Source organism: Massilia sp. CFBP9026, assembly GCF_034045165.1.
Classification (GTDB): domain Bacteria; phylum Pseudomonadota; class Gammaproteobacteria; order Burkholderiales; family Burkholderiaceae_D; genus Telluria; species Telluria arenae.
Genome location: NZ_JAXCWH010000005.1, coordinates 215,962 through 239,606 on the forward strand (window position 1 = coordinate 215,962; position 23,645 = coordinate 239,606).

Consider the following 23,645-nt stretch of genomic DNA (forward strand, 5'->3'; position numbering starts at 1 on the left):
CCGTGTCAGTACGGCTTGCTTGCCGTAAAATATCGGCTCTGCACTTCCCCTGAAAGTCTCCCATGATCGATGTAGTGTGGCTCGGCGGCGCCGCTTTTGCCGCCGGCCTGGTCGACGCCGTTGTCGGCGGCGGCGGCCTGATCCAGCTTCCCGCGATGTTCTCCCTGTTGCCGAAAGAAGCGCCGGCAACCATCCTCGGCACCAATAAACTCGCAGCGATCTTCGGCACCGGTTCGGCCGCCGCAAGTTACGCGCGCCGCGTGCGGGTCGCTTGGAGCACCGCGGCGCCCGCAGCCATCGCCGCGTTTACCCTGTCTTTCGTCGGCGCCTGGACCGTGACCCAGGTGCCGGCCGATTTCGTGCGCGCGCTGCTGCCGTTCGTCCTGGTCGCGGTCGCCGTCTATACCTTCATGAAGAAAGATCTCGGCGCGGTGCACGCGCCACTGCACAGCGGGATGGCCGAGCGCTACTGGGCAATCGGCATCGGCGCCGCGATCGGTTTTTATGATGGTTTCTTCGGACCGGGCACCGGCAGTTTCCTGCTGTTCCTGTTCGTGCGCTTCTTCGGTTTCGACTTCCTGAGCGCCTCGGCTGCGGCGAAGATCGTCAACGTCGCCTGCAATCTGTCGGCGCTGATGTGGTTCGGCTATAGCGGTCATTTGCTGTGGCAGCTGGGCTTGCTGATGGCGGGATGCCAGATCGTCGGTGCGGTGATCGGCACCAGGCTGGCGTTGAAGCATGGTAGTGGTTTCGTGCGCAAATTATTCCTGTTTGTCGTTTCGGCGCTGATTGTAAAGACAGCCTACGATTCATTCACAAAGCTGGGCTGGTAAGGCTGTTCCACGTGAAACATCAAAGCCGGGTTCTCACCCGGCTTTTTTCTTGTCCACTGTTCCACGTGAAACACCTAGGTAAGAACAGAAGAGTAAGGTTTCACGTGAAACAAAATCTGTCGTTTTCGGACCGATGGAGAGTCCAGCAGGAAAAAAGAATCTATAATCGCGCATTAGTCCCCTCGCTCCACACCCCATCATGCTATTTCCTACTGAATTCGACGTCATCGTCGTCGGCGGCGGCCATGCCGGAACCGAAGCCGCACTCGCGTCTGCACGCACCGGTCAAAAGACCCTGCTGCTAACCCACAATATCGAAACCCTCGGCGCCATGTCTTGCAATCCGTCGATTGGCGGCATCGGCAAGGGTCACCTGGTCAAGGAAGTCGACGCCCTCGGTGGCGCCATGGCCATTGCCACCGACGAGGCGGGCATCCAGTTCCGCATCCTGAATTCGTCCAAGGGCCCGGCCGTGCGCGCCACCCGCGCCCAGGCCGACCGCGTCCTGTACAAGGCGGCGATCCGCGCGCGCCTGGAAAACCAGCCGAACCTGTGGCTGTTCCAGCAGGCGGTCGACGACCTGATGGTGGAGGGCGACCGCGTGGTTGGCGCCGTCACCCAGGTCGGCCTGAAGTTCCGTGCCCGCGCCGTGGTGCTCACCGCCGGTACTTTCCTGGACGGTAAAATCCACGTCGGTCTGCAGAACTATTCGGGTGGACGCGCGGGCGATCCGCCGGCGACCTCGCTGTCCGCGCGCCTGAAGGAACTCAAGCTGCCGCAGGGCCGCCTCAAGACCGGCACGCCGCCGCGCATCGATGGCCGCAGCATCGACTTTTCGGTGCTGGCCGAACAGCCGGGCGACCTCGATCCGGTGCCGGTCTTCTCGTACATGGGTAATGTGGCGATGCATCCGCGTCAGGTGCCGTGCTGGGTGACGCATACCAATGAGCGTACCCACGACATCATCCGCGCCGGCCTGGATCGCAGCCCGATGTACACCGGCGTGATCGAAGGCGTCGGCCCGCGCTACTGCCCATCGATCGAAGACAAGATCCACCGCTTCGCCTCGAAGGAATCGCACCAGATCTTCCTGGAACCGGAAGGCCTGACCACCAACGAGTTCTACCCCAACGGGATCTCGACCAGCCTGCCTTTCGACGTCCAGCTGGAGCTGGTGCGCTCGATGCGTGGCATGGAGAACGCCTTCATCCTGCGTCCCGGCTATGCGATCGAATACGATTACTTCGACCCGCGCGGCCTGAAGGCTTCGCTCGAAACGAAGGCGATCAAGGGCCTGTTCTTCGCCGGCCAGATCAACGGCACCACCGGCTACGAAGAAGCCGCGGCCCAGGGCCTGCTGGCCGGCCTGAACGCCGCACTGCAAACCCAAGACAAGGACACCTGGACGCCGGGCCGTTCCGAAGCCTACCTCGGCGTGCTGGTCGACGACCTCACTACGCAAGGTGTGGCCGAGCCTTACCGCATGTTCACCAGCCGCGCCGAATACCGCCTGTCGCTGCGCGAAGATAACGCCGACATGCGCCTGACCGAGATCGGCCGCCAGCTGGGCATCGTCGACGACGCGCGCTGGCAGGCCTTCGAGACCAAGCGCGAATCCGTCGCCCGCGAACTGGAACGACTAAAAGCGACCTGGGTCAACCCACGCATCCTGGCTGCCGCCGAATCGGAGCGGGTGGTGGGGCAGGCGCTCGAGCGCGAGTACAACCTGGCCGACCTCCTGAGAAGACCAGGCGTCGAGTACGACACCCTGATGACGATGCAAGGTAATGAAGGCCAGCCGCTGGCCGGCCCCGGCGTCGAAGATCCGGCCGTGAAGGAGCAGGTGGAAATCCAGCTCAAGTATTCCGGCTATATCGATCGCCAGGCGCGCGAAGTCGAGCGTCACGACCACTATGAAAACCTGAAGCTGCCAGAGAACCTGAACTACCTGGAGATCGCGGCCTTGTCGTTCGAGGTGCGCCAGAAGCTGGATAAACAGCGTCCCGAAACCCTGGGCCAGGCTTCGCGCATTTCGGGCGTGACCCCGGCGGCGATCTCGCTGCTGCTGGTGCACCTGAAAAAGCGTGGCGTCCCGGGCTTTGCCCCGACTACTTCGGAGGCGGCGCAATGAAATATGCGTTCGACCGCGATGCGCTGGCCAAGGTGCTGGCCGACGGTATTGCCGAAATGGGCTTGGATGTCACGCCAGAACAGCAGGGCAAGCTGATGGCCTTCCTGCAGCTGATGCACAAGTGGAATGCGGTGTACAACCTGACTTCGCTGCGCGACCCGATGCAGATGGTGACCCACCACCTGCTCGACTCGCTGGCCGCGGTGCCGGCATTCAAGGATGCCCGCAATGTGCTGGACGTGGGGGCAGGGGGCGGATTGCCAGGCACGGTGCTGGCGATTACCCGGCCTGACATGAAAGTGGCGATGATCGACACCGTGCACAAGAAAACCGCCTTCCTCACGCAAGTGAAGGCGGAATTGGCACTCACGAACGTCACCGTGTACACGATGAAGGTGCAAGACCTGGCGGTGAGCGACAAATTCGACGTCATCACCTCACGCGCTTTTGCGGACCTGTCCGATTTCGTCAACTGGTCGGGACACCTGCTGCAAGAGGGCGGTAAATTCATCGCCCTGAAAGGAGTGGCGCCAAGCGAGGAACGCGAACGCCTGCCGCAAGAGTGGAAAGTGAGCGGTTTGCAGCCATTGCAGGTGCCAAGACTGGGCGCAGAGCGTCACCTGGTCTTCATCCAGAGAACCACCTAAACAATATTAATAGTATAAACCGTATAAACCGTTTATATCGTTTATACAGTATGAATCATTCAAATGGTTTGTACGATATGAACGGTATGGCGTCTTGTAGCCGCTTTCGAGAAAGAGAATAGATGGCGAAGATATTTTGCGTAGCGAACCAGAAGGGTGGGGTAGGCAAGACCACCACCTCCGTCAATCTGGCGGCGGGCCTGGCTAAACTGGACCAGCGCGTGCTGCTGGTCGACCTCGACCCGCAGGGCAATGCGACCATGGGCGCCGGCATCAACAAGGCCGAGCTCGAGTCGTCGATCTACCAGGTGCTGCTGGGCGAGTCGGATGTGCTTGGCGCGCGTGTGCGCTCCGAGGCAGGGCGCTTCGACGTGCTGCCCGCCAACCGCGAGCTGGCCGGCGCCGAAGTCGAGATGGTGTCGCTCGAGAACCGCGAGCGCCGCCTGAAGGATGCATTGGCTGCGGTCGACGCCGACTACGACTTCATCCTGGTCGACTGCCCACCGTCGCTGTCGCTGCTCACGCTCAACGGCCTGTGCGCCGCGCATGGCGTGATCATCCCGATGCAGTGCGAGTACTACGCGCTGGAAGGTTTGTCCGACCTGGTCAACACGATCAAGAAGGTGCACGCCAACCTGAACACCGACCTCAAGATCATCGGCCTGTTGCGCGTGATGTTCGACCCGCGCATGACCTTGTCGCAGCAGGTCTCGAACCAGCTCGAGCAGCACTTCGGCGACAAGGTGTTCAAGACCATCATCCCGCGCAATGTCCGCCTGGCCGAAGCGCCGTCCTACGGCATCCCGGGCGTGACCTTCGATCCCTCGTCGAAAGGCGCGCAGGCGTACATCGCCTTTGGCGCGGAAATGGTCCAGCGCATCAAGACCATGTAATCACCAAGAGAGCTGACAAAGAATGGCAACCAAAAAACTCAAGGGACTGGGCCGCGGGCTCGACGCCCTGCTCGGCGGCGACATGGACGCCGCGCCCGCTGCAAGCAATCTCCCTTCGGTCCTGGCCGTCACCCAGATCCAGGCCGGCAAGTATCAACCGCGTACCCGCATGGACGAAGTGAGCCTGTCCGAGCTGGCCGCCTCGATCAAGACCCAGGGCATCATGCAGCCGGTGCTGGTGCGTCCGCTGCCGGCGGGATCGGGCACGCCGTACGAAATCATCGCCGGCGAGCGGCGCTTTCGCGCAGCGCAGATGGCGGGCCTGGACGAGATCCCGGTGCTGGTGCGCGACGTCGACGACCAGGCCGCGGCCGCCATGGCCCTGATCGAGAACATGCAGCGCGAAGACCTGAATCCGCTGGAGGAGGCGCAGGGCATCCAGCGCCTGATCTCGGACTTCAATTTCACGCACGAGCAGGCGGCCGGCGCGGTCGGCCGCTCGCGCAGCGCGGTGTCGAACCTGCTGCGCCTGATCAACCTGGCGCAGCCGGTGCAGACCATGCTGATGGCAGGAGATATCGACATGGGCCATGCCCGCGCCTTGCTGGCGGTCGACAGTGCGAACCAGATCGCGCTGGCCAATCACGTCGTCGCCCGTCGCCTGTCGGTGCGCGAGACCGAGAAGCTGGTCGCGCGCGCGCTCGAAGAGCAAAGCGCCCCGGCCCAGTCGGCGCGCGCCAAGGACAAGCCGGGCGACATCGTGCGGCTTGAAGAAGAACTGTCCGACAAGCTGGCGACCCCGGTGCTGTTCAAGATGGGCGCGAAGGGCAAGGGCCAGATGATCATCGACTTCGCCGACCTGGACATCCTCGAAGGCGTGCTTGCGCGTCTGCGCGCGTAAAAAACAGGGACGCTACCCGGTCGCATGGGGTGGCGTCGCAGGGGGGGGCTGGCTATCTTGCCAGCCACCTCCGACGCGTTAGCGCTACCAACTTTCGCGCCGGCCGGCCCTGGCCTGTAGTCACCTACCGCAGCGCAATTGTCACATCACGCCATATACACGATCTGAAGCTAAGTAGCTGAAAATATTGCGCTATCCGCCGGCATCGTGTCACATTTTCGCCATATATTCGTCCCAGTTATAAGTGTGGAATCGTTTGACTCACGTCCGTATAACCACTTATAATTCCGGCGATTCTTGTAATTATCACCTCGTAGTACGTCCAAAATGCGCTAGCGCAAGAGCTAAAAGAATATGCTACGCATCGTTTCCCTGCAGCTGATAGCAACGGTAGTCGTCGGTCTCATCGCCGCACTACTGGGGGGACGGGCTGCGATGTTTTCGGCGGTACTGGGCGGTTTGTGTTGTGTCGTGCCCAACGGGATCATGGCAGTGCGCTTGTTCGCCGCGTCCGCTTCGGGTACGGCGAGTCCCGCGACATTTTTCATCTGGGAATTTGTAAAGATTGCATTAACGCTGGCGCTTTTAGGCGCAACTGCGTGGCTGTATCACGATCTAAACTGGCTGGCACTGGTCGCCGGAATCATCGTGGCACTGAAAAGTTACATCATCTTATTATTTAGGCAATGACGACATGGCGACTCCAGTAGACGGCGCAGCGCACGCGCCCACCGCATCAGAATATATCATTCACCACCTGGGCCACCTGAAGAACCAGTACCAGGTGGGACCGGTCGATTTCTCGGTCATCCACTACGACACCATGTTCTGGTCGATCGCGATGGGCCTGACCGCCTGCCTGTTGATGTGGGCCGCCGCGCGCAACGCGACTGCCGGCGTTCCTGGCCGTTTCCAGGCATTCGTCGAAATGATGTTTGAAATGGTCGACGACCAGGCCAAGACCATCGTGCACGGCGACCGCAGCTTCATCGCTCCGCTGGCACTGACCGTGTTCGTCTGGATCGTCCTGATGAACGCGCTGGATTTGCTGCCGGTCGACATGTGGGCATGGCTGTTCGCCGCCTTCGGCGTCGAGCACATCTTCCCGTATCACCGTGTGGTTCCGACCGCCGACCTGAACGGTCCGATCGGCATGTCGCTGGGCGTACTGCTGCTGATGATCTACTACGGCATCAAGATCAAGGGCTTCGGCGGCTGGCTCCACGAGCTGTTCTCGGCACCGTTCGGCATCTGGATGGCGCCGTTCAACCTGCTCCTGAACGTCATCGAATACGCAGCAAAAATGGTGTCGCTCGGTATGCGACTGTTCGGTAACATGTTTGCCGGCGAACTGCTGTTCCTCTTGATCGCACTGCTGGGCGGAACCGCGACGATGTTCGGTTTCATCGGCCACGTGATTGCCGGTTCCATCTGGGCGATCTTCCACATCCTGATCGTTCTCCTGCAGGCATTCATCTTCATGATGCTGACGCTGGTTTACCTCGGTCAGGCTCACGAAGGCCACTGATCGAAGCCGCAAGCATCGAGTGAATGTGGTTGTAAAGAAGTTGTAGTTTTTAATTTAGTTTTTAATTTAACTTTTGGAGTTTTACATGACTGACCTTTCTTTTGTTGCACTGGCTTGCGGTTTGATCATCGGTCTGGGCGCAATCGGCGCTTGTATCGGTATCGCTCTGATGGGCGGTAAATACCTGGAAGCTTCTGCACGTCAGCCAGAACTGATGAACACCCTGCAGACCAAGATGTTCCTGCTGGCTGGTCTGATCGACGCGGCGTTCCTGATCGGCGTTGGTATCGCAATGCTGTTCGCGTTCGCTAACCCGTTCGTTCCAGTCTAAGACTCGCGTCTCGAGGTCTTGAAGGGCCGAACCAGTTTCTGGTTCGGCATCCGTGTTTCTGTAAGAAGGATAAAACCGTGAACCTTAATGCAACCCTGCTTGCACAGCTCGTGGTGTTCTTCATCCTGGCGCTGTTCACGATGAAATTCGTGTGGCCGCCGCTGATGAAAGCGCTCGACGAGCGCGCTGCGAAGATCGCGAGTGGCCTGGCCGCTGCCGACCGCGGCAAGGCTGACCTGGCTGCCGCCGAAAAGCGCGTCCAGACCGAACTGGCCGGCGCCCGTGACGAAGTCCAGAAGCGCATCAACGACGCTGAAAAGCGCGCTGCTGCGATCATCGAAGAAGCGAAGAAAACCGCCGTCGAAGAAGGCGCACGCATCGTCGCTGCCGCCAAGGCCGACGCCGAGCAGCAAGTGACGCGCGCGCGCGAAGAACTGCGTGGCCAGGTTGCAGCCCTTGCGGTTGCCGGTGCCGAGCAGATCCTCAAGCGTGAAGTGAACGCAGCGGCCCACGCCGACCTGCTGTCGCAACTGTCGACCGAGCTCTGATCATGGCAGAACTCGCAACCGTCGCCCGCCCTTACGCCGAAGCGTTGTTCCGTGTCGCCCAAACCGGCGACCTGAACGCGTGGTCGGCCATCGCGTCGGAACTGGGCCAGATCGGCGCCAATTCCGATGTGCAGGCCTTCGCCAGCAACCCGCACGTCACGCATGCACAACTGGCGGACACGATTGCGTCGCTGGTCAAGGCTCCGCTGACTGCAGAAGCGAAGAATTTCATCGCAATGCTGGCAGAAAACGGCCGCATCAACCTGCTGCCGGAAATCAGCGCCCAGTTCGCGCTCCTGAAGAACGCCAGCGAAGGCGCAGCCGACGCGACGATCTTCAGCGCGTTCGAGCTTTCGGCCGACCAGCTGTCGCAGCTGGCCGCCACGCTGGAAAAGAAATTTGGCCGCAAGCTGAACCCAACGGTAACAGTGGATCCCTCGCTGATCGGTGGTGTGCGCGTGGTCGTCGGTGACGAAGTGCTCGATACCTCGGTACGCGCCAAGCTGCAACGGATGCACGTTGCGCTCGCGTCCTGAGTCAATCGCACCTCCGACGACTCACCCTTGCCCTACGCATCAAGAAACTATAATTGGAGTTAGCTAGCATGCAACTTAACCCATCTGAAATCAGCGAGCTGATCAAGAGCCGGATCCAGGGCCTCGAAGCCACTGCCGACGTCCGCAACCAGGGCACCGTCATCTCGGTCGCCGACGGTATCTGCCGCATCCACGGTCTGTCGGACGTGATGCAGGGCGAGATGCTGGAATTCCCAGGCAACACCTTTGGCCTGGCGATGAACCTCGAGCGCGACTCGGTCGGTTCGGTCATCCTGGGTGCTTACGAGCACATCTCGGAAGGCGACATCGTCAAGACCACCGGCCGCATCCTGGAAGTGCCGATCGGTCCTGAACTGCGTGGCCGCGTGGTCAACGCCCTGGGCCAGCCGATCGACGGCAAAGGTCCGATCGACGCCAAGCTGACCGCCCCGATCGAAAAGATCGCGCCAGGCGTCATCGCCCGCGAATCGGTGTCGCAGCCTATGCAGACCGGCATCAAGTCGATCGACGCGATGGTGCCGATCGGCCGTGGCCAGCGTGAGCTGATCATTGGCGACCGCCAGACCGGTAAATCGGCTGTCGCTGTCGACGCGATCATCAACCAGAAAGGTCAAGGCGTCACCTGCGTGTACGTCGCGATCGGTCAAAAAGCATCGACCATCAAGAACATCGTGCGCTCGCTGGAAACCCACGGCGCGATGGAATACACCATCGTCGTGGCAGCGTCGGCGTCGGAATCGGCCGCCATGCAGTACATCTCGGCCTACTCGGGCTGCGCGATGGGCGAATACTTCCGCGACCGCGGCGAAGACGCACTGATCGTGTACGATGACCTGTCGAAGCAAGCAGTTGCCTACCGCCAGATTTCCCTGCTGCTGCGCCGCCCACCAGGCCGCGAAGCATACCCAGGCGACGTGTTCTACCTGCACAGCCGTCTGCTCGAGCGCGCAGCCCGCGTGAACGCCGACTACGTCGAGAAGTTCACCAACGGCGCCGTCACCGGCAAGACCGGTTCGCTGACCGCACTGCCGATCATCGAAACCCAAGCTGGCGACGTCTCGGCCTTCGTGCCGACCAACGTGATTTCGATTACCGACGGCCAGATCTTCCTGGAGACCTCGCTGTTCAACGCCGGTATCCGTCCTGCGATCAACGCCGGTATCTCGGTGTCGCGCGTCGGTGGCGCTGCCCAGACCAAGGTCATCAAAGGCCTGTCGGGCGGTATCCGTACCGACCTGGCGCAGTACCGTGAACTGGCTGCGTTCGCGCAGTTCGCATCGGACCTGGACGAATCGACCCGCAAGCAGCTGGACCGCGGCGCGCGCGTGACCGAACTGCTGAAGCAGCCGCAGTTCTCGCCACTGTCGACCTCGCTGATGGCCGCATCGCTGTTCGCCGTCAACAAGGGCTACCTGGACGATATCGAAGTCAAGAAAGTGCTGCCATTCGAACACGGCCTGCACGCCTTCCTGAAGTCGGGTCACGCTGCCCTGCTGTCGAAGATCGACGAAACCAAGCAACTGGACAAGGACAGCGAAGCACTGCTGGCCGCCGCTGTTGCTGATTTCAAGAAATCCGGCGCATATTAATTGATGGACCGGCGCCGCCCGCGGGCGGCGCCGGTGCCCGGAAGGAGTAAGGACTCATGGCAGCAGGCAAAGAGATTCGTGGCAAGATCAAGAGCGTAGAGAATACGAAGAAGATCACCAAGGCGATGGAAATGGTCGCCGCATCGAAAATGCGCAAGGCGCAGGATCGCATGCGCGCCGCCCGTCCCTACAGTGACAAGGTTCGTAATATCACCGCCAACCTGGCGGGCGCAAACCCGGAGTACACGCACGCATTCATGGCGCAAGCCAAGGGTGTGTCGGCAAAGGCAGTGGGTTTCATCGTCATCACGACCGACAAGGGTCTGTGCGGCGGCATGAACACCAACATCCTGCGCCAGGTAACGCAGAAGGCGCGTGAGCAGGAACAAGCGGGCAACCGTGTCGAGGCAGTCGCCATCGGCAACAAGGGCCTGGGCTTCCTGAACCGCGTCGGCATGAAGCTGGTGTCGCAAGCGACCCAGCTGGGCGATGCCCCGCAACTGGACAAGCTGATCGGACCGGTCAAAGTGATGCTGGACGCGTACCAGGAAGGCAAGCTCGATGCTGTCTACCTGTGCTACACCAAGTTCATCAACACGATGAAGCAGGAAGCAATGGTCGAGCAGTTGCTCCCGCTCCCAGCGAAAGCGCTGGAAGCCGATGCAGGCGCCCACGGCTGGGACTACATCTACGAACCGGAAGCACAGGTCGTCATCGACGAGCTGCTGGTGCGTTACGTGGAAGCGCTGGTGTACCAGGCGGTGGCAGAAAACCTGGCGTCCGAGCAATCGGCGCGCATGGTCGCGATGAAGGCCGCGAGCGATAACGCCGGCAGTGTCATCAGCGACCTGAAACTGGTCTACAACAAGACCCGCCAGGCTGCGATTACCAAAGAACTCTCCGAGATCGTCTCTGGGGCCGCTGCCGTCTGACGGCTGCACCCCTCGATCAAGCTAAAAGAATTTAACTATATATCTGAAGGAACGAACATGGCTGATGGCAAAATCGTTCAGTGTATCGGCGCAGTGGTTGACGTGGAATTCCCACGTAACGCCATGCCGAAAGTGTACGACGCACTGAAAATGGAAGGCTCCGACCTGACCCTGGAAGTGCAACAGCAACTGGGCGACGGCATTGTCCGTACCATTGCGCTGGGCAGCTCGGACGGCATGCGTCGCGGCATGATCATCCAGAACACCGGCAATCCAATCATGGTCCCGGTCGGCACCCCGACCCTGGGCCGCATCATGGACGTGCTGGGCAACCCGATCGACGAATGCGGTCCGGTCAGCCACGAGCGCATGGCGTCGATCCACCGTGACGCGCCGGCCTACGACGAACTGTCGCCATCGACCGACCTGCTGGAAACCGGCATCAAGGTCATCGACCTGGTCTGCCCGTTCGCCAAAGGCGGTAAGGTCGGCCTGTTCGGCGGCGCCGGCGTCGGCAAGACCGTCAACATGATGGAACTGATCAACAACATCGCCAAGGCACACTCGGGTCTGTCCGTGTTCGCCGGCGTGGGTGAGCGTACCCGTGAAGGTAACGACTTCTACCACGAGATGGCCGATGCGAAAGTCGTCGACCTGGAAAACCCTGCCAACTCGAAAGTGGCAATGGTCTACGGTCAGATGAACGAACCACCAGGCAACCGTCTGCGCGTCGCGCTGACCGGCCTGACCATGGCTGAAGCGTTCCGTGACGAAGGCAAGGACGTTCTGTTCTTCGTCGACAACATCTACCGCTACACCCTGGCCGGTACCGAAGTCTCGGCACTGCTGGGCCGTATGCCGTCGGCAGTGGGCTACCAGCCTACCCTGGCCGAAGAGATGGGCCGCCTGCAAGAGCGCATCACCTCGACCAAGACCGGTTCGATCACCTCGATCCAGGCCGTCTACGTCCCTGCGGATGACTTGACCGACCCGTCGCCTGCTACCACCTTCGCCCACCTGGACTCGACCGTCGTTCTGTCGCGTGACATCGCATCGCTGGGTATCTACCCTGCGGTCGACCCACTCGATTCGACCTCGCGCCAGCTGGATCCGCTGGTCGTCGGCGAAGAGCACTACGCCACCGCGCGCGCCGTGCAGAACACCCTGCAGCGCTACAAGGAACTGCGTGACATCATCGCGATTCTGGGCATGGACGAACTGGCGCCAGAAGACAAGCTGGTCGTCGCTCGCGCTCGCAAGATGCAGCGTTTCCTGTCGCAGCCGTTCCACGTCGCTGAAGTCTTCACCGGCGCACCAGGCAAATACGTTTCGCTGAAAGACACGATCAAGGGCTTCAAGATGATCGCATCGGGCGAACTGGATCACCTGCCGGAGCAAGCGTTCTACATGGTCGGCACGATCGAAGAGGCTATCGAGAAAGCCAAGAAACTGGCTGCCTAAGTCGGCTTCTTCGTCTAACTGAAGGACACACATGGCAAACACATTTCTCGTTGACGTAGTCTCGGCCGAAGAGCAGATCTTCTCCGGTCAGGCCGAATTCGTCGCGTTGCCGGGTGAAGCGGGTGAGCTGGGTATCTACCCGAAGCACACCCCGCTGATCACGCGCATCCGCCCGGGCGCCGTGCGCATCCAGGTGGCCGGCGGCGGCGAAGAGTTCGTCTTCGTAGCCGGCGGTATCCTCGAAGTGCAGCCGAACGGCGTGACCGTGCTGGCCGACACCGCGATCCGCGGTGGCGACCTGGACGAAGCGAAAGCAAGCGCAGCCAAGAAGCAGGCTGAAGAGCTGATGCTGAACAAGGATTCGAACATCGACTACGCAAAAGCCCAGGCCGAAATGGCCGCGGCGGTTGCGCAGCTGGCGGCGATCCAGAAACTGCGGTCGAAAGGCCGTTGAGCTGAACAAGCTCGGCACTGAAAGGGGCAGCCTGCGGGCTGCCCTTTTTTATATCCCGGTTTTTTAGCGGTTCATCGGGACTGAATTACAGTTCGTCGGATTTTTCACCGCTACCCATAAGGCAGAGTTACAGTATCAAGAACACAACTCGCCAAGAAGGGTAGTCGATCATGCTGAAACTCTCCGCCGTCGCTGTTGCTGTCATCCTGCTGTCGAATCCCATGCTCGCGCAAGCGCAGCAGCCGGCCACCAAGGCTTCCGCGGCGCAGCCCCTGGCCGCCAGGCTCGACGCGCTGTTCAAGCCCCAGTACAAGGCGGACGACCCTGGCGCCACGGTCATCGTGGTCAAAAACGGCAAGACGGTGTTCAGGAAGGCCTATGGCGCCGCCGACGTGGCCGCGAAAACGCCGCTGACGCCCGGCACCGTGCTGCGCCTCGGCTCGATCACCAAGCAATTCACGGCGGTGGCGATCCTGATGCTGGCCGAGGAGGGCAAGCTGGCCCTGAACGACCCGATCACGCGCTTCTTCCCCGATTATCCGACCCAGGGCAAGGTCATCACCGTCGAGCACCTGCTGACCCATACCTCGGGCATCGTCAGCTATACCGGCAAGCCAGGCTACGTCTCGACGATGGCGAAAGACCTGACCGTCGCCCAGATGATCGACGGCTTCAGGAACGACCCGCTCGAGTTCGAACCCGGCACCCAGTTCCGCTACAACAATAGCGGCTACTTCCTGCTTGGCGCGATCATCGAGAGGGTGTCGGGTACGAGCTACGCCAGCTTCCTCGAGCAGCGCATCTTTACGCCGCTGGGCATGAAGGACACCGCGTATGAAGGCGTCGAGCGTTCGAGCGCGCCGCGCGCGGTTGGCTACAGCGCGCAAGAGAAGGGTTTCGCGCCGGCGCAGCCCCTGTCCATGAGCCAGCCATATGCGGCCGGCGCGCTGGTGTCGACCGTGGACGACCTGGCGAAGTGGGATGCCGCGATCTCGTCCGGCAAGCTGCTCAAGCCGGCCAGCTGGAAGATGGCCTTCACGCCCTACAAGTTGAACCCGGAGAAGTCGACCGGCTACGGTTACGGCTGGGGCGTGGGCACCCTGCAGGGCGCGCCGGTGGTCGACCACGGTGGCGGCATCAATGGCTTCCGCACCCATGCGCTGCGCCTGCCGGAGCAGAAGGTATTCGTGGCGGTGCTGGCCAATGCCGACAGCGGCAATGCCAATCCCGAGGTGCTGGCCAAGAAGGCGGCGGCGCTGGCAATCGGCAAGCCGTTCATGGAGCCGAAGGAATTCAAGCTCGATGCCAAGGCCCTTGACGCGTTCACGGGCGTATACGACATCGGCAATGAACAGCGCGACGGCAAGGAAAAGCGCACCTTCACCAGCCGCGACGGCAAGCTCATGATGGCGCGCGGCGACCGGTCGCCGGCCGCCCTGACGCCTTATTCGAAGGATGGCTTCTTCTTCCCGGGGACGCTGGCGCGCTTCGAATTCGGGCGCGATGCGCAGGGCAAGGTCAGCCACGTCACGGTCGACAACGCAGGCGAGCGGACGCGCAACGAACGTGTTGGCGATGCGCCGGCCGAACGCGAAGCGGTCAAGATCGACAATGCCGGCTTCGATGCGCGCGCCGGCGCCTACCAGCTCGCGGCGCAGTTCACGATCACGGTAAGCCGCGAGGGCGAGCGCTATTATGCGCAGGCGACCGGACAGCGGAAGATCGAGATATTCCCGGCCAGCGCGGACGTGTTTTTCTCGCGCGACGTGAATGCCGAACTCCGCTTCGAGAAAGCCGCCGATGGCGCCCCAGTGGTCGTGTTGCACCAAAACGGCCAGGCTACACCTGGCACGCGCGTGCAGTAAGCGCTAACTGAGCAGGCCGCGGCTTATTTCGCGGCCTGCTCCTGCGCCAGGCGCAAGGCCACCTTGTGCCTGAAATAATCGTCCTTCACGTAGCGATACAGGTTCTCGCCCGGGCACACGGTCTTGTCCGAATAATCGCGGTGGCTCTGGATGTCGTCCAGCGAGACCTGGTGCTTCGCGGCCAGCATCGCCATCAGGCTCACCACCGCATCGAGCTGCTGCTGGTTCGGCTCCACTTCCTCGAAATTGCCGACCACCTCGATCAGCGCATGTCCCTTCGGATCGTATTCGGTATTGGTGTCGCCGGCATAGGCGATGTCGCGCGCGCCGTAGATGCGGCCGTCCAGGTCGATTACATAGTGGTAGGGGATGTCGAGCCAGCCCTTCTCGGCGCGTGACCAGGTCTGCAGGCGACGCAGGTAGGCTTGCGGATCGGTGCCCGGCTTGAACGGCTCGCCCTGGTGGTGCAAGGTGATGTGGGTGATGCGGTGGCGGCGCGCTTTCGCCTCGTCGGACGGCGTGCCGCCCCAGCTGGCGACCGGCACGATGGCGCGTTCGACGTCCACAAGGGATTCGGCGCCGTGCGCACTGGCGAATGAACAGGCCAGCGCAAGCAGGGCGCAGAAACGCGAAACAGGTGCTAGGCTCATGGGCACATATTCAGGATGGATGAGCCGTCATCTTTCCACGTTTGACCGTGCAACGCCAGAGCTTACAAACCTGATAAGCTGATCCCAACGATAACAACGTCCTGAGACAGCATGAGAACCATTGCCCAGATCCTCCGCGACAGCAAGACCATCGCCATCATCGGCATGTCGAATAAAGAAGACCGCGCCAGCAACGAAGTGGGCGCCTACTTGCAGCAGAATGGCTACCGCATCCTGCCCGTCAACCCGAGCTATGCCGGCCAGACCATCCATGGCGAGACCGTCTACGCGACCTTGCAAGAGGCCGCCGACGCCCTCGCCAGCAGCGGCCAGCGCATCGACATCGTCGACTGCTTCCGCAAATCCGAGGACATCGGGCCGATCGCACGCGACGCGATCGCCGTGCGCGCCGGCTGCCTGTGGATGCAGCTCGACATCGAGAACCAGGCCGCCGCCGACCTGGCGCGCGCCGCCGGGCTGGACGTGGTCATGAACCACTGCATCAAGATCGAGCACCGCGGCCTGGAAGGGTGAACGGCGCGGTCTACGGTGGCTTGGCTTGCGCTACAATCGACGCACCTTAACCCCGTCAATACCACGCCATGATCAAGACCATCGTCCTGCTGCTCGCCGCCACGGCCGCTGTCAGTGTCACCCAGCCGGCACGCGCCCAGGCCGCGCCGGTCGCCGCCCTGACCAAGAGCCCGGCCGCCTGCCCGGCCGTGCTCAAGCACAGCTTCAAGCGCCTGCAGGACGAAGCGCCGCAAGACCTTTGCCAGTATGCCGGCAAGGTGGTGCTGGTGGTGAACACGGCCAGCTACTGCGGCTTCACCAAGCAGTACGAAGGCCTCGAGAAAATCTACGCCAAGTACGGCGGCCGCGGCCTGGTGATCCTGGGCTTCCCGTCGAACGACTTCGGCCAGCAGGAACCGGGCAGCGCCAAGGAAATCGCCGACCTGTGCTTCAACACCTATGGCGTCAAGTTCCCGATGTTCGCCAAGAGCTCGGTGAAGGGCCCGCAAGCCAATCCGCTGCATGCGCAGCTGATCAAGGCCACCGGCCAGGAACCGAAGTGGAACTTCACCAAATACCTGATCGGCCGTGACGGCAAGGTGCTCGACTACTTCCCGAGCAAGGTCACGCCGGAAGATCCGCAGCTGACCGGGAAGATCGAAGCGGCGCTGTAAGTTCCAAGTGCAGGATGGGGTAGGGCTTGCCGAACGGGTCCTGCTCGGATCTTCCTGCCACCGCGAAGCCCAGGCGCTCGTAGAAGCCGAGCGCCTGCCGGTTCTGCTCATTGACGTCCACCTGCGTAGCGCCCAGCTGCGCGATCGCGAATTCCACCAGGGCCCGTCCGGCGCCCTGGCCGCGGTAGCGCGGATCCACGAACAGCATCTCGATCATGCCCTCGCTCACGCCGATGAAGGCGCAGGGCTGGCCGGCCTCGTCGCGCACGCAGTGCAGCGGCGTGAACTCGCGCAAGGTACGCTCCACGATCGGCACCAGCAACAGGAAATCGTCCGGATGCAGGAAGTCGTGGGTCGCCTTCACGGACGCTTCCCAGATGTCGAACAGGCGCGGGAGATCGTCGTTCGCGGCGATGGTGATGCTTCGCATGGTGGTTCCTTCCGAATGATTCTTTCGTCTCAGAGATATAACCTAGGAGATAGGTGTTTTATAAACCACACTAATAGCATGGTCATTTTGATGTACATCATAGTTTGTTTTTCCCTACATCAATAAGCTTACCTTCGTCGCAGATGACATAAAACGAAGAAAGGTAAGAAAAAGATGAAAACGACGATGAAAACCGTGCTGGTGGCCCTGATTGCCGTGACCGCTTCGCAAGCGATGGCCCAGGAATCCCCATGGCTGGTGCGCGCCCGCGCCGTGCACGTCGACCCGGACAACAAATCGACGCCCATCGGCGGCGTCGGCGCGGCGGACCGCCTCGAGGTGAGCAGCAAGACCATTCCCGAACTGGACATCAGCTATTTCTTCACCCCGCACATCGCGGCCGAACTGATCCTGACTTATCCACAGAAGCACAAGGCCCGCCTGGACGGCGCCGAGATCGGCACCTTCAAGCACCTGCCGCCGACCCTGAACCTGCAATACCACTTTACCCCCGGCGCGGCCATCAGCCCGTATATCGGCGCCGGCGTCAACTACACCCGCATGTCGAGCGTCAAGCTGCTCGACGGCGCCGGCGACCTGGAAAACGATAGCTGGGGCCTGTCGCTGCAGGCCGGCGTCGACTTCCGCCTGAACGAACACTGGTCGATCAACGCCGACGTCAAGAAGGTCAACCTGCGCAGCGACGTGTACGTCGGCGGCGCCAAGGCCAGCCACCTGAAGGTCGATCCGATCCTGTTCGGCCTGGGCGTCGGCTATCGCTTCTAAGTGTCAGCTCACGCCGGTTCGCGACTGGCGGACCGGCGCGGAGAGGACCATGCATATGCCGTCAAGCAGTATGGACCTCTCCACCTCTTGCGCGTGATCGCGTCCTGCCCGTCTTCCATGGGCGAGCTTCCAGCAAAAGTATCGAATATGGAAACGGGCGGGGCGCGACCCACGCCTTATATTCAGCGCGGCCGAATATGCTGCGTTACGCTGCGAGCACGGCGCGCAGCGGCCCGCGCAGGGCATTGCAGACGACGATGTCGTCGGCCTGCGCCAGCATCGCGCGCGTGATCACGGCTTCGCGCGCATGCCACGCGGGCGCGGCCAGCATCACGCCGCGCATCACACCCGGCAGCACGCCGGCCGACAGCGGCGGCGTGAGCCACTCTTCGCCGAAGCGCATGAACACGCTGCTGCGTCCTCCTTCCGTCAACTCGTCACGCTCGTTGAAGAACAGCATATCGAAGGCGTCTTGCGCCTCGGCCGCCTTCCAGGCCGCGTCGTAGCGGCTGCGGATGCTCGTCTTGTGGCGGAGGAAGACGTCGCCGCTATGCGTCGGCTCCTGGGCCAGCAGCAAGGTCACCGGCTCGTGCAAGGGCGCCAGCTCGGCCGATGTGAGCGTCAGCGCGCCGGCATGGTCCACCGCCAGGCGCAGGCGGTGCAGCGCATCGGAGGGCAGGGCCTGGCTGGCCTCGAGCAGCGCCACTTGCGCCGCGCCGCGGTCGAAGGCGAAACCGAAATAGGCGCACGATGCTTTCATGCGGTCGAGATGCTGCTCCAGGTGGCGGCAGCCATGCTCGCGCGAGGCGCGGATGGTCTCGAAGATGGTGAACTCGTTGTGCAGGCCCGTGAGAAAACGCGCCTTCAGCTGGCACTCGGCGTATTCGGATTGGGCATCGCTGTCGTACACGATGCCGGCGCCGACGCCCAGTTCTCCGCGCCGGATACCGTCTACTGGTGCGCCAAGCGCCAGCGTCCGGATCGGCACCGACAGGCAGAAGTCGCCGTAAGCGCGGCTAGGCGCCGCCGGATCGAACCAGCCGATCGCGCCGGTGTAGATGCCGCGCGCATCGGGTTCGAGTTCGTGGATGATCTCCATCGTGCGCCGCTTCGGGGCGCCGGTGATCGAGCCGCACGGGTACAAGGCCTTGAAGATCTCTTCCAGGCCCGCGTCAGCGCGCAGGCGCGCCTGCACGGTCGACGTCATCTGCAGCACGGCGCCATAGCGCTGCACCTCGAACAGGGCCGGCACTTCGACGCTGCCGGTCTGCGCCACGCGGCCCAGGTCGTTGCGCAGCAGGTCGACGATCATCAGGTTCTCGGCGCGGTTCTTGGTGTCTTGCGCGAGCGCCTGCGCGCGCACTGCATCGACGTCAGGGTCGCCGCTGGCCGGCGCCGTGCCCTTCATCGGCCGCGCCACCAGCATGCCCGCTTCATGGCGCACGAACAGCTCGGGCGAGAACGACAGCACCGCGCCGCCGTCCGGCAGCGTCACCAGCGCGCCATACGGCACCGGCTGGCGCGCGCGCAGGCGCGTGTACAAGGCGAGCAGCGAACCGAAGGCGTCGAAGCGCAGCCGCCATGTGTAGTTGACCTGGTAGGTGTCGCCGGCCGCGATGTAGTCGCGGATGCGGTCGATCGCCTCGCTGAACTGCGCCTGATCGACATTCGCGGACATGCCGGCGACGCCGGCCAGCTCAAGGTCCATGCTGCGCGTTGCCAGCCACGATGCCACCTGCTCGCCCGTCATGGGCTCGCAGTGGGTGAACAGCAGCACCTGCGCCAGCGGGCCGGCGAGGGGCCGGGCCGGCAAGCCTTCCAGGTGCGCACCCAGTTCATAGCTCAGCAGCGGCACTGCGTGCAGGCCGTCCTGCAGCGCCTGCGACAGCGCCGTTACCAGCTGCGGCCAGCCGGCCGCATCCTCGCACCTCAGCGTGCCCGCATGGCCGCTGTACAGGCGCGAGCGCGCTTCCCTAGCTGCGCGGGCATCGTCCAGCAGCGCGAAGACTTCGCCAGTATCCATCCTTCGGATTTTACGCTGCCAGCAGCAGGGACAGCTGGAGCGACGTGCCTTCCATCGGATTGAGCTTGAAGCCTGTCTTTGCGAAGCGGTGCCAGCGGCCGGTGACGTAGTTCACCAGCAGGCTGGCGCGCGCGGCGACGTCGGCTTCCTGGCCGTGTCCCTGCGTGACGGCCAGGCGCAGCGCTCCCTTGAAGGCCAGTTCGACCTTGTCGTAGAACTGGTTCATGCGATGCTGCAGGCGTTCGTCTTCATTGACCAGCGCATCGCCGATCAGCACGCGCGTCATGCCCGGGTTGTTGGCCGCGAAGCCGAGCAGCATCTGCAGCATCGCGTGCGCCTGCGACAGGCCGCTTTCTTCCTTCTCGGTGATCTGGTTGATGACGCCGAATACCGACGACTCGATGAACTCGATCAGTCCTTCATACATCTGCGCCTTGCTGGCGAAGTGGCGGTACAACGCCGCTTCGGACACCGACAGGCGCGCCGCGAGCGCGGCGGTCGTGATTTTCTCGCCCTTGGGCTGCTCGAGCATCGAGGCCAGGGCCTGGAGGATTTGCAGCTTGCGCTGGCCTGGCTTCGTGCTTGCCATGGGATCCCTAGGAGTTGTTATTGGAGCGGCGCAGCCCGGAGAGCCGCGTCGGAAGTTGCCGCACGGATTTTACTTTGACATTGACGTAACCGGGGCATTTCAGCGTCCTTGGCAGGGGTGCTTTTCCAATCGGATCGCTCATCCGGAGGTATTGTGTGACCCAGACGGTACGCAATCCGAGTTGGCGCGCGGTGCGCAGGTTGGCCAGCGTGTCTTCGACCAGGATGCAGCGCTGGGCCGCGATGCCGTGTTTGCGCAACAGGCGGCGCAACATCAGCTTCGACGGTTTCGGCCGCAACTGCCCGTGCACGTGCATGTGCTCGATCGCCACGTGATGCGAAAAATGGTTGTGCAGCTTCAGGCGGCGTACGATCTCGGTCGAATAGCTGTTCGGCGCATTGGTCAGCAAGATCTTGCGACCCGGCAGGCGACGCAGCAGGCGCGCCAGGCCGCGCTCGGCGCGCAGCAGGGCGTCGAGCGGGCCGATGTCATGGGTCTGGTGCAGGAAATCTTTTGCGCACACCTGGTGGTGGCGCATCATGCCGAGCAGGGTGGCGCCGTAGCGCTTCCAGTAGCCCAGGCGCGCGGCGTCGACCATCTCTTGCGTGGCCGCCACGCCATCGATGCTCAGCACGCGCGCGATATACGTGTTCATATTGGCGCTGATCGCCGGGAAGATCGCGTGGGAAGCGTCGTGCAGGGTGTTATCGAGGTCGAACAGCCAGACTGGAGCTTGGAGGGAAGAAGTAGACACGGGTAATCGGCTCGCAAAGGATGCAACACGCGATTATGCCAGTGGCGCATGACGACGTCATGGAGCGGGATAAAACAGGGGAGGGGAGATGGTGCCCTTGACGTGGATTGAACACGTGGCCTCTCCCTTACCAAGGGAGTGCTCTACCACTGAGCTACAAGGGCTGGTAGATTCGCGGCGAGCAGGGCTCGCCGTGACTAAGACTTTTCGTGGCTTGTTTCTGCCACAAAAAATTTAGTGAGACCGGATCATAGTGCCAAAAGCCTGTTCGGTCAAGACTTCGAGCAACAATGAGTGCTCGATGCGGCCATCGATGATGTGCACGGTGTTCACGCCCGATTTCGCGGCGTCCAGCGCCGACGAGATCTTCGGCAGCATGCCGCCCGAGATCGTGCCGTCCGCGAACATCTCGTCGATTTCGCGCGCCGACAGGTCGGTCACCAGATTGCCCGCTTTATCTTGCACGCCGGCGATGTTGGTCATCATGATCAGCTTTTCGGCTTTCAGGATTTCCGCGATCTTGCCGGCGACGACGTCGGCATTGATGTTGTAGGCCTGGCCGTCCTGGCCGAAACCGATCGGCGAGATGATCGGGATGAAGGCGTCGTCCTGCAGCGCTTTCACGACCGCCGGGTTGATCGCCTCGATCTCGCCGACGAAACCGATGTCGAGGAACTCGCCCGGTTTTTCCTTGTCGGGCATCGCCATGCGGCGCGCGCGGATCAGACCGCCGTCCTTGCCGGTCAGGCCGACTGCCTGGCCGCCGTAGTGGTTAATCAGCATCACGATGTCTTGCTGAACTTCGCCGCCCAGCACCCACTCCACCACTTCCATGGTTTCTTCGTCGGTGATGCGCATGCCTTGCACGAAGGTGCCCTGCTTGCCGATTTTCTTCAGCGCATTGTCGATCTGCGGGCCGCCGCCATGGACCACGACCGGGTTCATGCCCACCAGCTTGAGCAGGATGACGTCGCGCGCGAAGCCGTGTTTCAGGCGTTCTTCGGTCATGGCATTGCCACCGTATTTGATGACGATGGTCTTGCCGTGGAAGTTGCGGATGTAGGGAAGCGCTTCGGCCAGGATCTGTGCTTTCAGCGCCGTCGAAACGGCGGTCAAGTCGTCAGGTTGGTCGTCGGTGTTCAGGCTGGTCACTTGAGCGTTCATGGAGGGTCCGAAATAAATGTCGCGAGATTTTACAGCCAATGTCGTAAAGGCAGCGTAAACCTTGCGGGGAAAGGGCGGCGTCCTGTTGTATTTTATGGCAGCAATCGTTACTTTATCAGGTATGAGTATTTGTACGCGCTGCGGCGCCGAATTTGGATGCGCGATGACGGATGGCGCACAGGAACCGTGCTGGTGCACGGCCCTGCCGCCGGCCGTCGCCGTGCCACAAGAGGCGCTCGGCTGCTGGTGCCCGGACTGCCTGCGCGCGCATATTGCCGCGCAGCCCGTGCCAACAACGCCGAAGGCCGGCTGACACCTCAGCGCGGCGTGCGAAAGAAACGCATCATTTCACGGCTGGCATCCGGCCCCTTGCCGTCCGTGTAGCTGCCGCGAGCATTGCCGCCGAACCAGGCGTGGCCGGCGCCATGCACCACCCAGTGTTCCGCCCGCACCGTGCCTTCGTCGTCCGGATACAGGGTGCGCGTGTAGGCATGGCCGTCCGGCACGTGGCCGGGTTCAGCCATGCCGGGACTGGCCAGGTGGCGCGCGCCTTGCGCGACCACTTCCTCGCCGTTGGCCGGATGCACGGTGGTGTCGCGGTCGCCGTGGAAGACGATGATCGGCAAGGGCTGCCCGCTCGTTGTGCTGCGGCGGAAATCCCCCTTCATCGCCGCCAGCGCCGACGACAGATCGTTGGCCGAGGCAAAAGGCAGGCCGGAATGCACGCCCACCGCCGCATACAGGTCCGGATACAAGGTGCCCATGATGGTCGCCATCGCGCCGCCAGCCGACAGGCCGGCGACATACACCTGGTCCGGGTCGACCGCATGGGTTTCCATGATCGCGCGCGTCATGCCGGCGATGATCGAGGGTTCGCCTTCGTCGCGGCGCTGGTCGACCGCATTGAACCAGTTCCAGCAGCGCGAGGGATTGGCGCCCTTGCTCTGCGCCGGATACAGCACCAGGCAGCCGATCTCTTCGGCCAGCACGTTCATCCGGGTGCCGGTGGCAAAGTCGTCCGGATCCTGGGTGCAGCCGTGCAGCATCACCAGCAGCGGCGCCGGCGTGCCGGCCTCCGCGCTCGCCACGCTGCCGGGCACGTACAGCTTGTAGTCGCGGCGGCCGGCGGCATTGACGTGGTGACCGTCGACGAAGGTGCCGGGTCGGGCCTCGCGCGGCGGCTGCGCCGGCGCCGGTGCCGGCGGCGCAGCTGGTGTGGCAGGCGGAGCGAAGTCGCGCATCTGGCGCTGGGCCACGCGCTGCATGACCGCCGCGTTCTTGAGGGCCTGCTGTACCGCGGCGCCAGGCGCGGCCGGTCCAGCTCGCCACAGCGATCGGGTGGCGGCGCGCATTTGGGCCAACATTAGTCGGTGGATTTTCATGACATTCCTT

General features: G+C 62.4%; 26 protein-coding genes and 1 tRNA gene. 19 read left to right on the forward strand and 8 right to left on the reverse strand.

Annotated elements, in window-relative coordinates; translation table 11 throughout:
- Positions 1 to 62 precede the first annotated feature (62 nt).
- The 15 genes from SOM28_RS14255 to SOM28_RS14325 all read left to right on the forward strand — a co-directional run bounded on the left by SOM28_RS14255 (position 63) and on the right by SOM28_RS14325 (position 14,670).
- On the forward strand, positions 63 to 833 hold the full coding sequence (locus SOM28_RS14255; protein WP_320468506.1) for a sulfite exporter TauE/SafE family protein: 771 nt from the start codon (positions 63 to 65) through the stop codon (positions 831 to 833).
- A 199-nt stretch (positions 834 to 1,032) separates the two neighbouring features.
- Positions 1,033 to 2,964: a tRNA uridine-5-carboxymethylaminomethyl(34) synthesis enzyme MnmG gene (gene mnmG / locus SOM28_RS14260; protein WP_320468507.1), complete on the forward strand. Its 1,932-nt coding sequence runs from the start codon at positions 1,033 to 1,035 to the stop codon at positions 2,962 to 2,964.
- Positions 2,961 to 3,611 (forward strand): 16S rRNA (guanine(527)-N(7))-methyltransferase RsmG, encoded by a 651-nt coding sequence (gene rsmG / locus SOM28_RS14265; RefSeq protein WP_320468508.1) that lies wholly within the window; start codon positions 2,961 to 2,963, stop codon positions 3,609 to 3,611. The genes mnmG and rsmG overlap by 4 nt, the downstream gene beginning before the upstream one ends.
- 122 nt (positions 3,612 to 3,733) lie before the next feature.
- A complete protein-coding gene (locus SOM28_RS14270; RefSeq protein ID WP_320468509.1) occupies positions 3,734 to 4,504 on the forward strand; it encodes a ParA family protein in 771 nt (256 codons plus the stop codon).
- A gap of 22 nt (positions 4,505 to 4,526) precedes the next feature.
- Positions 4,527 to 5,405, forward strand: a complete 879-nt coding sequence (locus tag SOM28_RS14275; RefSeq protein ID WP_123068506.1) for a ParB/RepB/Spo0J family partition protein — start codon at positions 4,527 to 4,529, stop codon at positions 5,403 to 5,405.
- Positions 5,406 to 5,759: 354 nt separating this feature from the next.
- Positions 5,760 to 6,095 carry an ATP synthase subunit I gene (locus tag SOM28_RS14280; protein ID WP_320468510.1) on the forward strand — a complete coding sequence of 112 codons (336 nt, stop codon included), beginning with the start codon at positions 5,760 to 5,762 and terminating at the stop codon, positions 6,093 to 6,095.
- A gap of 4 nt (positions 6,096 to 6,099) precedes the next feature.
- A complete protein-coding gene (gene atpB / locus SOM28_RS14285; protein ID WP_123068508.1) occupies positions 6,100 to 6,933 on the forward strand; it encodes a F0F1 ATP synthase subunit A in 834 nt (277 codons plus the stop codon).
- Positions 6,934 to 7,018: 85 nt separating this feature from the next.
- Positions 7,019 to 7,264 (forward strand): F0F1 ATP synthase subunit C, encoded by a 246-nt coding sequence (gene atpE, locus SOM28_RS14290; protein ID WP_005664041.1) that lies wholly within the window; start codon positions 7,019 to 7,021, stop codon positions 7,262 to 7,264.
- Positions 7,265 to 7,341: 77 nt separating this feature from the next.
- A complete protein-coding gene (locus SOM28_RS14295) occupies positions 7,342 to 7,812 on the forward strand; it encodes a F0F1 ATP synthase subunit B (RefSeq protein ID WP_123068509.1) in 471 nt (156 codons plus the stop codon).
- 2 nt (positions 7,813 to 7,814) lie between these two features.
- Positions 7,815 to 8,348: a F0F1 ATP synthase subunit delta gene (locus SOM28_RS14300; RefSeq protein WP_123068510.1), complete on the forward strand. Its 534-nt coding sequence runs from the start codon at positions 7,815 to 7,817 to the stop codon at positions 8,346 to 8,348.
- A gap of 68 nt (positions 8,349 to 8,416) precedes the next feature.
- Positions 8,417 to 9,958, forward strand: coding sequence for a F0F1 ATP synthase subunit alpha (atpA, locus tag SOM28_RS14305; protein ID WP_320468511.1), 1,542 nt, complete (start codon positions 8,417 to 8,419; stop codon positions 9,956 to 9,958).
- A 56-nt stretch (positions 9,959 to 10,014) separates the two neighbouring features.
- The gene (atpG, locus tag SOM28_RS14310; RefSeq protein ID WP_320468512.1) at positions 10,015 to 10,890 is read left to right on the forward strand and encodes a F0F1 ATP synthase subunit gamma; all 876 of its coding nucleotides are present in this window, start codon (positions 10,015 to 10,017) and stop codon (positions 10,888 to 10,890) included.
- 57 nt (positions 10,891 to 10,947) lie between these two features.
- A complete protein-coding gene (atpD, locus tag SOM28_RS14315; protein WP_123068513.1) occupies positions 10,948 to 12,351 on the forward strand; it encodes a F0F1 ATP synthase subunit beta in 1,404 nt (467 codons plus the stop codon).
- Between the two features lie 31 nt (positions 12,352 to 12,382).
- On the forward strand, positions 12,383 to 12,805 hold the full coding sequence (locus SOM28_RS14320) for a F0F1 ATP synthase subunit epsilon (protein ID WP_123068514.1): 423 nt from the start codon (positions 12,383 to 12,385) through the stop codon (positions 12,803 to 12,805).
- A gap of 170 nt (positions 12,806 to 12,975) precedes the next feature.
- A complete protein-coding gene (locus SOM28_RS14325; RefSeq protein ID WP_320468513.1) occupies positions 12,976 to 14,670 on the forward strand; it encodes a serine hydrolase in 1,695 nt (564 codons plus the stop codon).
- Between the two features lie 23 nt (positions 14,671 to 14,693).
- Here SOM28_RS14325 and SOM28_RS14330 read toward each other — a convergent pair whose 3' ends face one another.
- Complete coding sequence (locus SOM28_RS14330) at positions 14,694 to 15,320, reverse strand: peptidoglycan recognition protein family protein (RefSeq protein WP_123068516.1); 627 nt, start codon at positions 15,318 to 15,320, stop codon at positions 14,694 to 14,696.
- Positions 15,321 to 15,431: 111 nt separating this feature from the next.
- On the opposite strand from SOM28_RS14330, the gene SOM28_RS14335 reads away from it, so the two are divergent.
- Together SOM28_RS14335 and SOM28_RS14340 are read left to right on the forward strand one after the other, a co-directional pair.
- Positions 15,432 to 15,854, forward strand: coding sequence for a CoA-binding protein (locus SOM28_RS14335; RefSeq protein ID WP_320468514.1), 423 nt, complete (start codon positions 15,432 to 15,434; stop codon positions 15,852 to 15,854).
- 68 nt (positions 15,855 to 15,922) lie between these two features.
- Positions 15,923 to 16,507, forward strand: coding sequence for a glutathione peroxidase (locus tag SOM28_RS14340; protein ID WP_147934946.1), 585 nt, complete (start codon positions 15,923 to 15,925; stop codon positions 16,505 to 16,507).
- Here SOM28_RS14340 and SOM28_RS14345 read toward each other — a convergent pair.
- Positions 16,458 to 16,937 carry an acetyltransferase gene (locus tag SOM28_RS14345; RefSeq protein ID WP_320468515.1) on the reverse strand — a complete coding sequence of 160 codons (480 nt, stop codon included), beginning with the start codon at positions 16,935 to 16,937 and terminating at the stop codon, positions 16,458 to 16,460. The genes SOM28_RS14340 and SOM28_RS14345 overlap by 50 nt on opposite strands.
- Before the next feature lie 174 nt (positions 16,938 to 17,111).
- Between SOM28_RS14345 and SOM28_RS14350 the strand changes: the two genes are divergently transcribed.
- Positions 17,112 to 17,723, forward strand: coding sequence for an OmpW/AlkL family protein (locus SOM28_RS14350; protein WP_320468516.1), 612 nt, complete (start codon positions 17,112 to 17,114; stop codon positions 17,721 to 17,723).
- Positions 17,724 to 17,928: 205 nt separating this feature from the next.
- Here SOM28_RS14350 and pabB read toward each other — a convergent pair whose 3' ends face one another.
- The 5 genes from pabB to argB form a co-directional block, all read right to left on the reverse strand.
- On the reverse strand, positions 17,929 to 19,746 hold the full coding sequence (pabB, locus tag SOM28_RS14355; RefSeq protein WP_320468517.1) for an aminodeoxychorismate synthase component I: 1,818 nt from the start codon (positions 19,744 to 19,746) through the stop codon (positions 17,929 to 17,931).
- Positions 19,747 to 19,756: 10 nt separating this feature from the next.
- Positions 19,757 to 20,335 carry a nucleoid occlusion factor SlmA gene (slmA, locus tag SOM28_RS14360; protein ID WP_123068522.1) on the reverse strand — a complete coding sequence of 193 codons (579 nt, stop codon included), beginning with the start codon at positions 20,333 to 20,335 and terminating at the stop codon, positions 19,757 to 19,759.
- A 7-nt stretch (positions 20,336 to 20,342) separates the two neighbouring features.
- Positions 20,343 to 21,089 carry a pyrimidine 5'-nucleotidase gene (locus tag SOM28_RS14365; RefSeq protein ID WP_123068523.1) on the reverse strand — a complete coding sequence of 249 codons (747 nt, stop codon included), beginning with the start codon at positions 21,087 to 21,089 and terminating at the stop codon, positions 20,343 to 20,345.
- Positions 21,090 to 21,178: 89 nt separating this feature from the next.
- Positions 21,179 to 21,253: transfer RNA gene (locus SOM28_RS14370), tRNA-Thr, on the reverse strand.
- Positions 21,254 to 21,323: 70 nt separating this feature from the next.
- Positions 21,324 to 22,253 (reverse strand): acetylglutamate kinase, encoded by a 930-nt coding sequence (argB, locus tag SOM28_RS14375; protein ID WP_123070878.1) that lies wholly within the window; start codon positions 22,251 to 22,253, stop codon positions 21,324 to 21,326.
- 121 nt (positions 22,254 to 22,374) lie between these two features.
- Between argB and SOM28_RS14380 the strand changes: the two genes are divergently transcribed.
- On the forward strand, positions 22,375 to 22,566 hold the full coding sequence (locus SOM28_RS14380; protein WP_123070879.1) for a cysteine-rich CWC family protein: 192 nt from the start codon (positions 22,375 to 22,377) through the stop codon (positions 22,564 to 22,566).
- A 4-nt stretch (positions 22,567 to 22,570) separates the two neighbouring features.
- On the opposite strand, the gene SOM28_RS14385 is transcribed toward SOM28_RS14380, so the two are convergent.
- Positions 22,571 to 23,617, reverse strand: a complete 1,047-nt coding sequence (locus tag SOM28_RS14385) for an extracellular catalytic domain type 1 short-chain-length polyhydroxyalkanoate depolymerase (RefSeq protein ID WP_320468518.1) — start codon at positions 23,615 to 23,617, stop codon at positions 22,571 to 22,573.
- Positions 23,618 to 23,645: the final 28 nt, after the last annotated feature.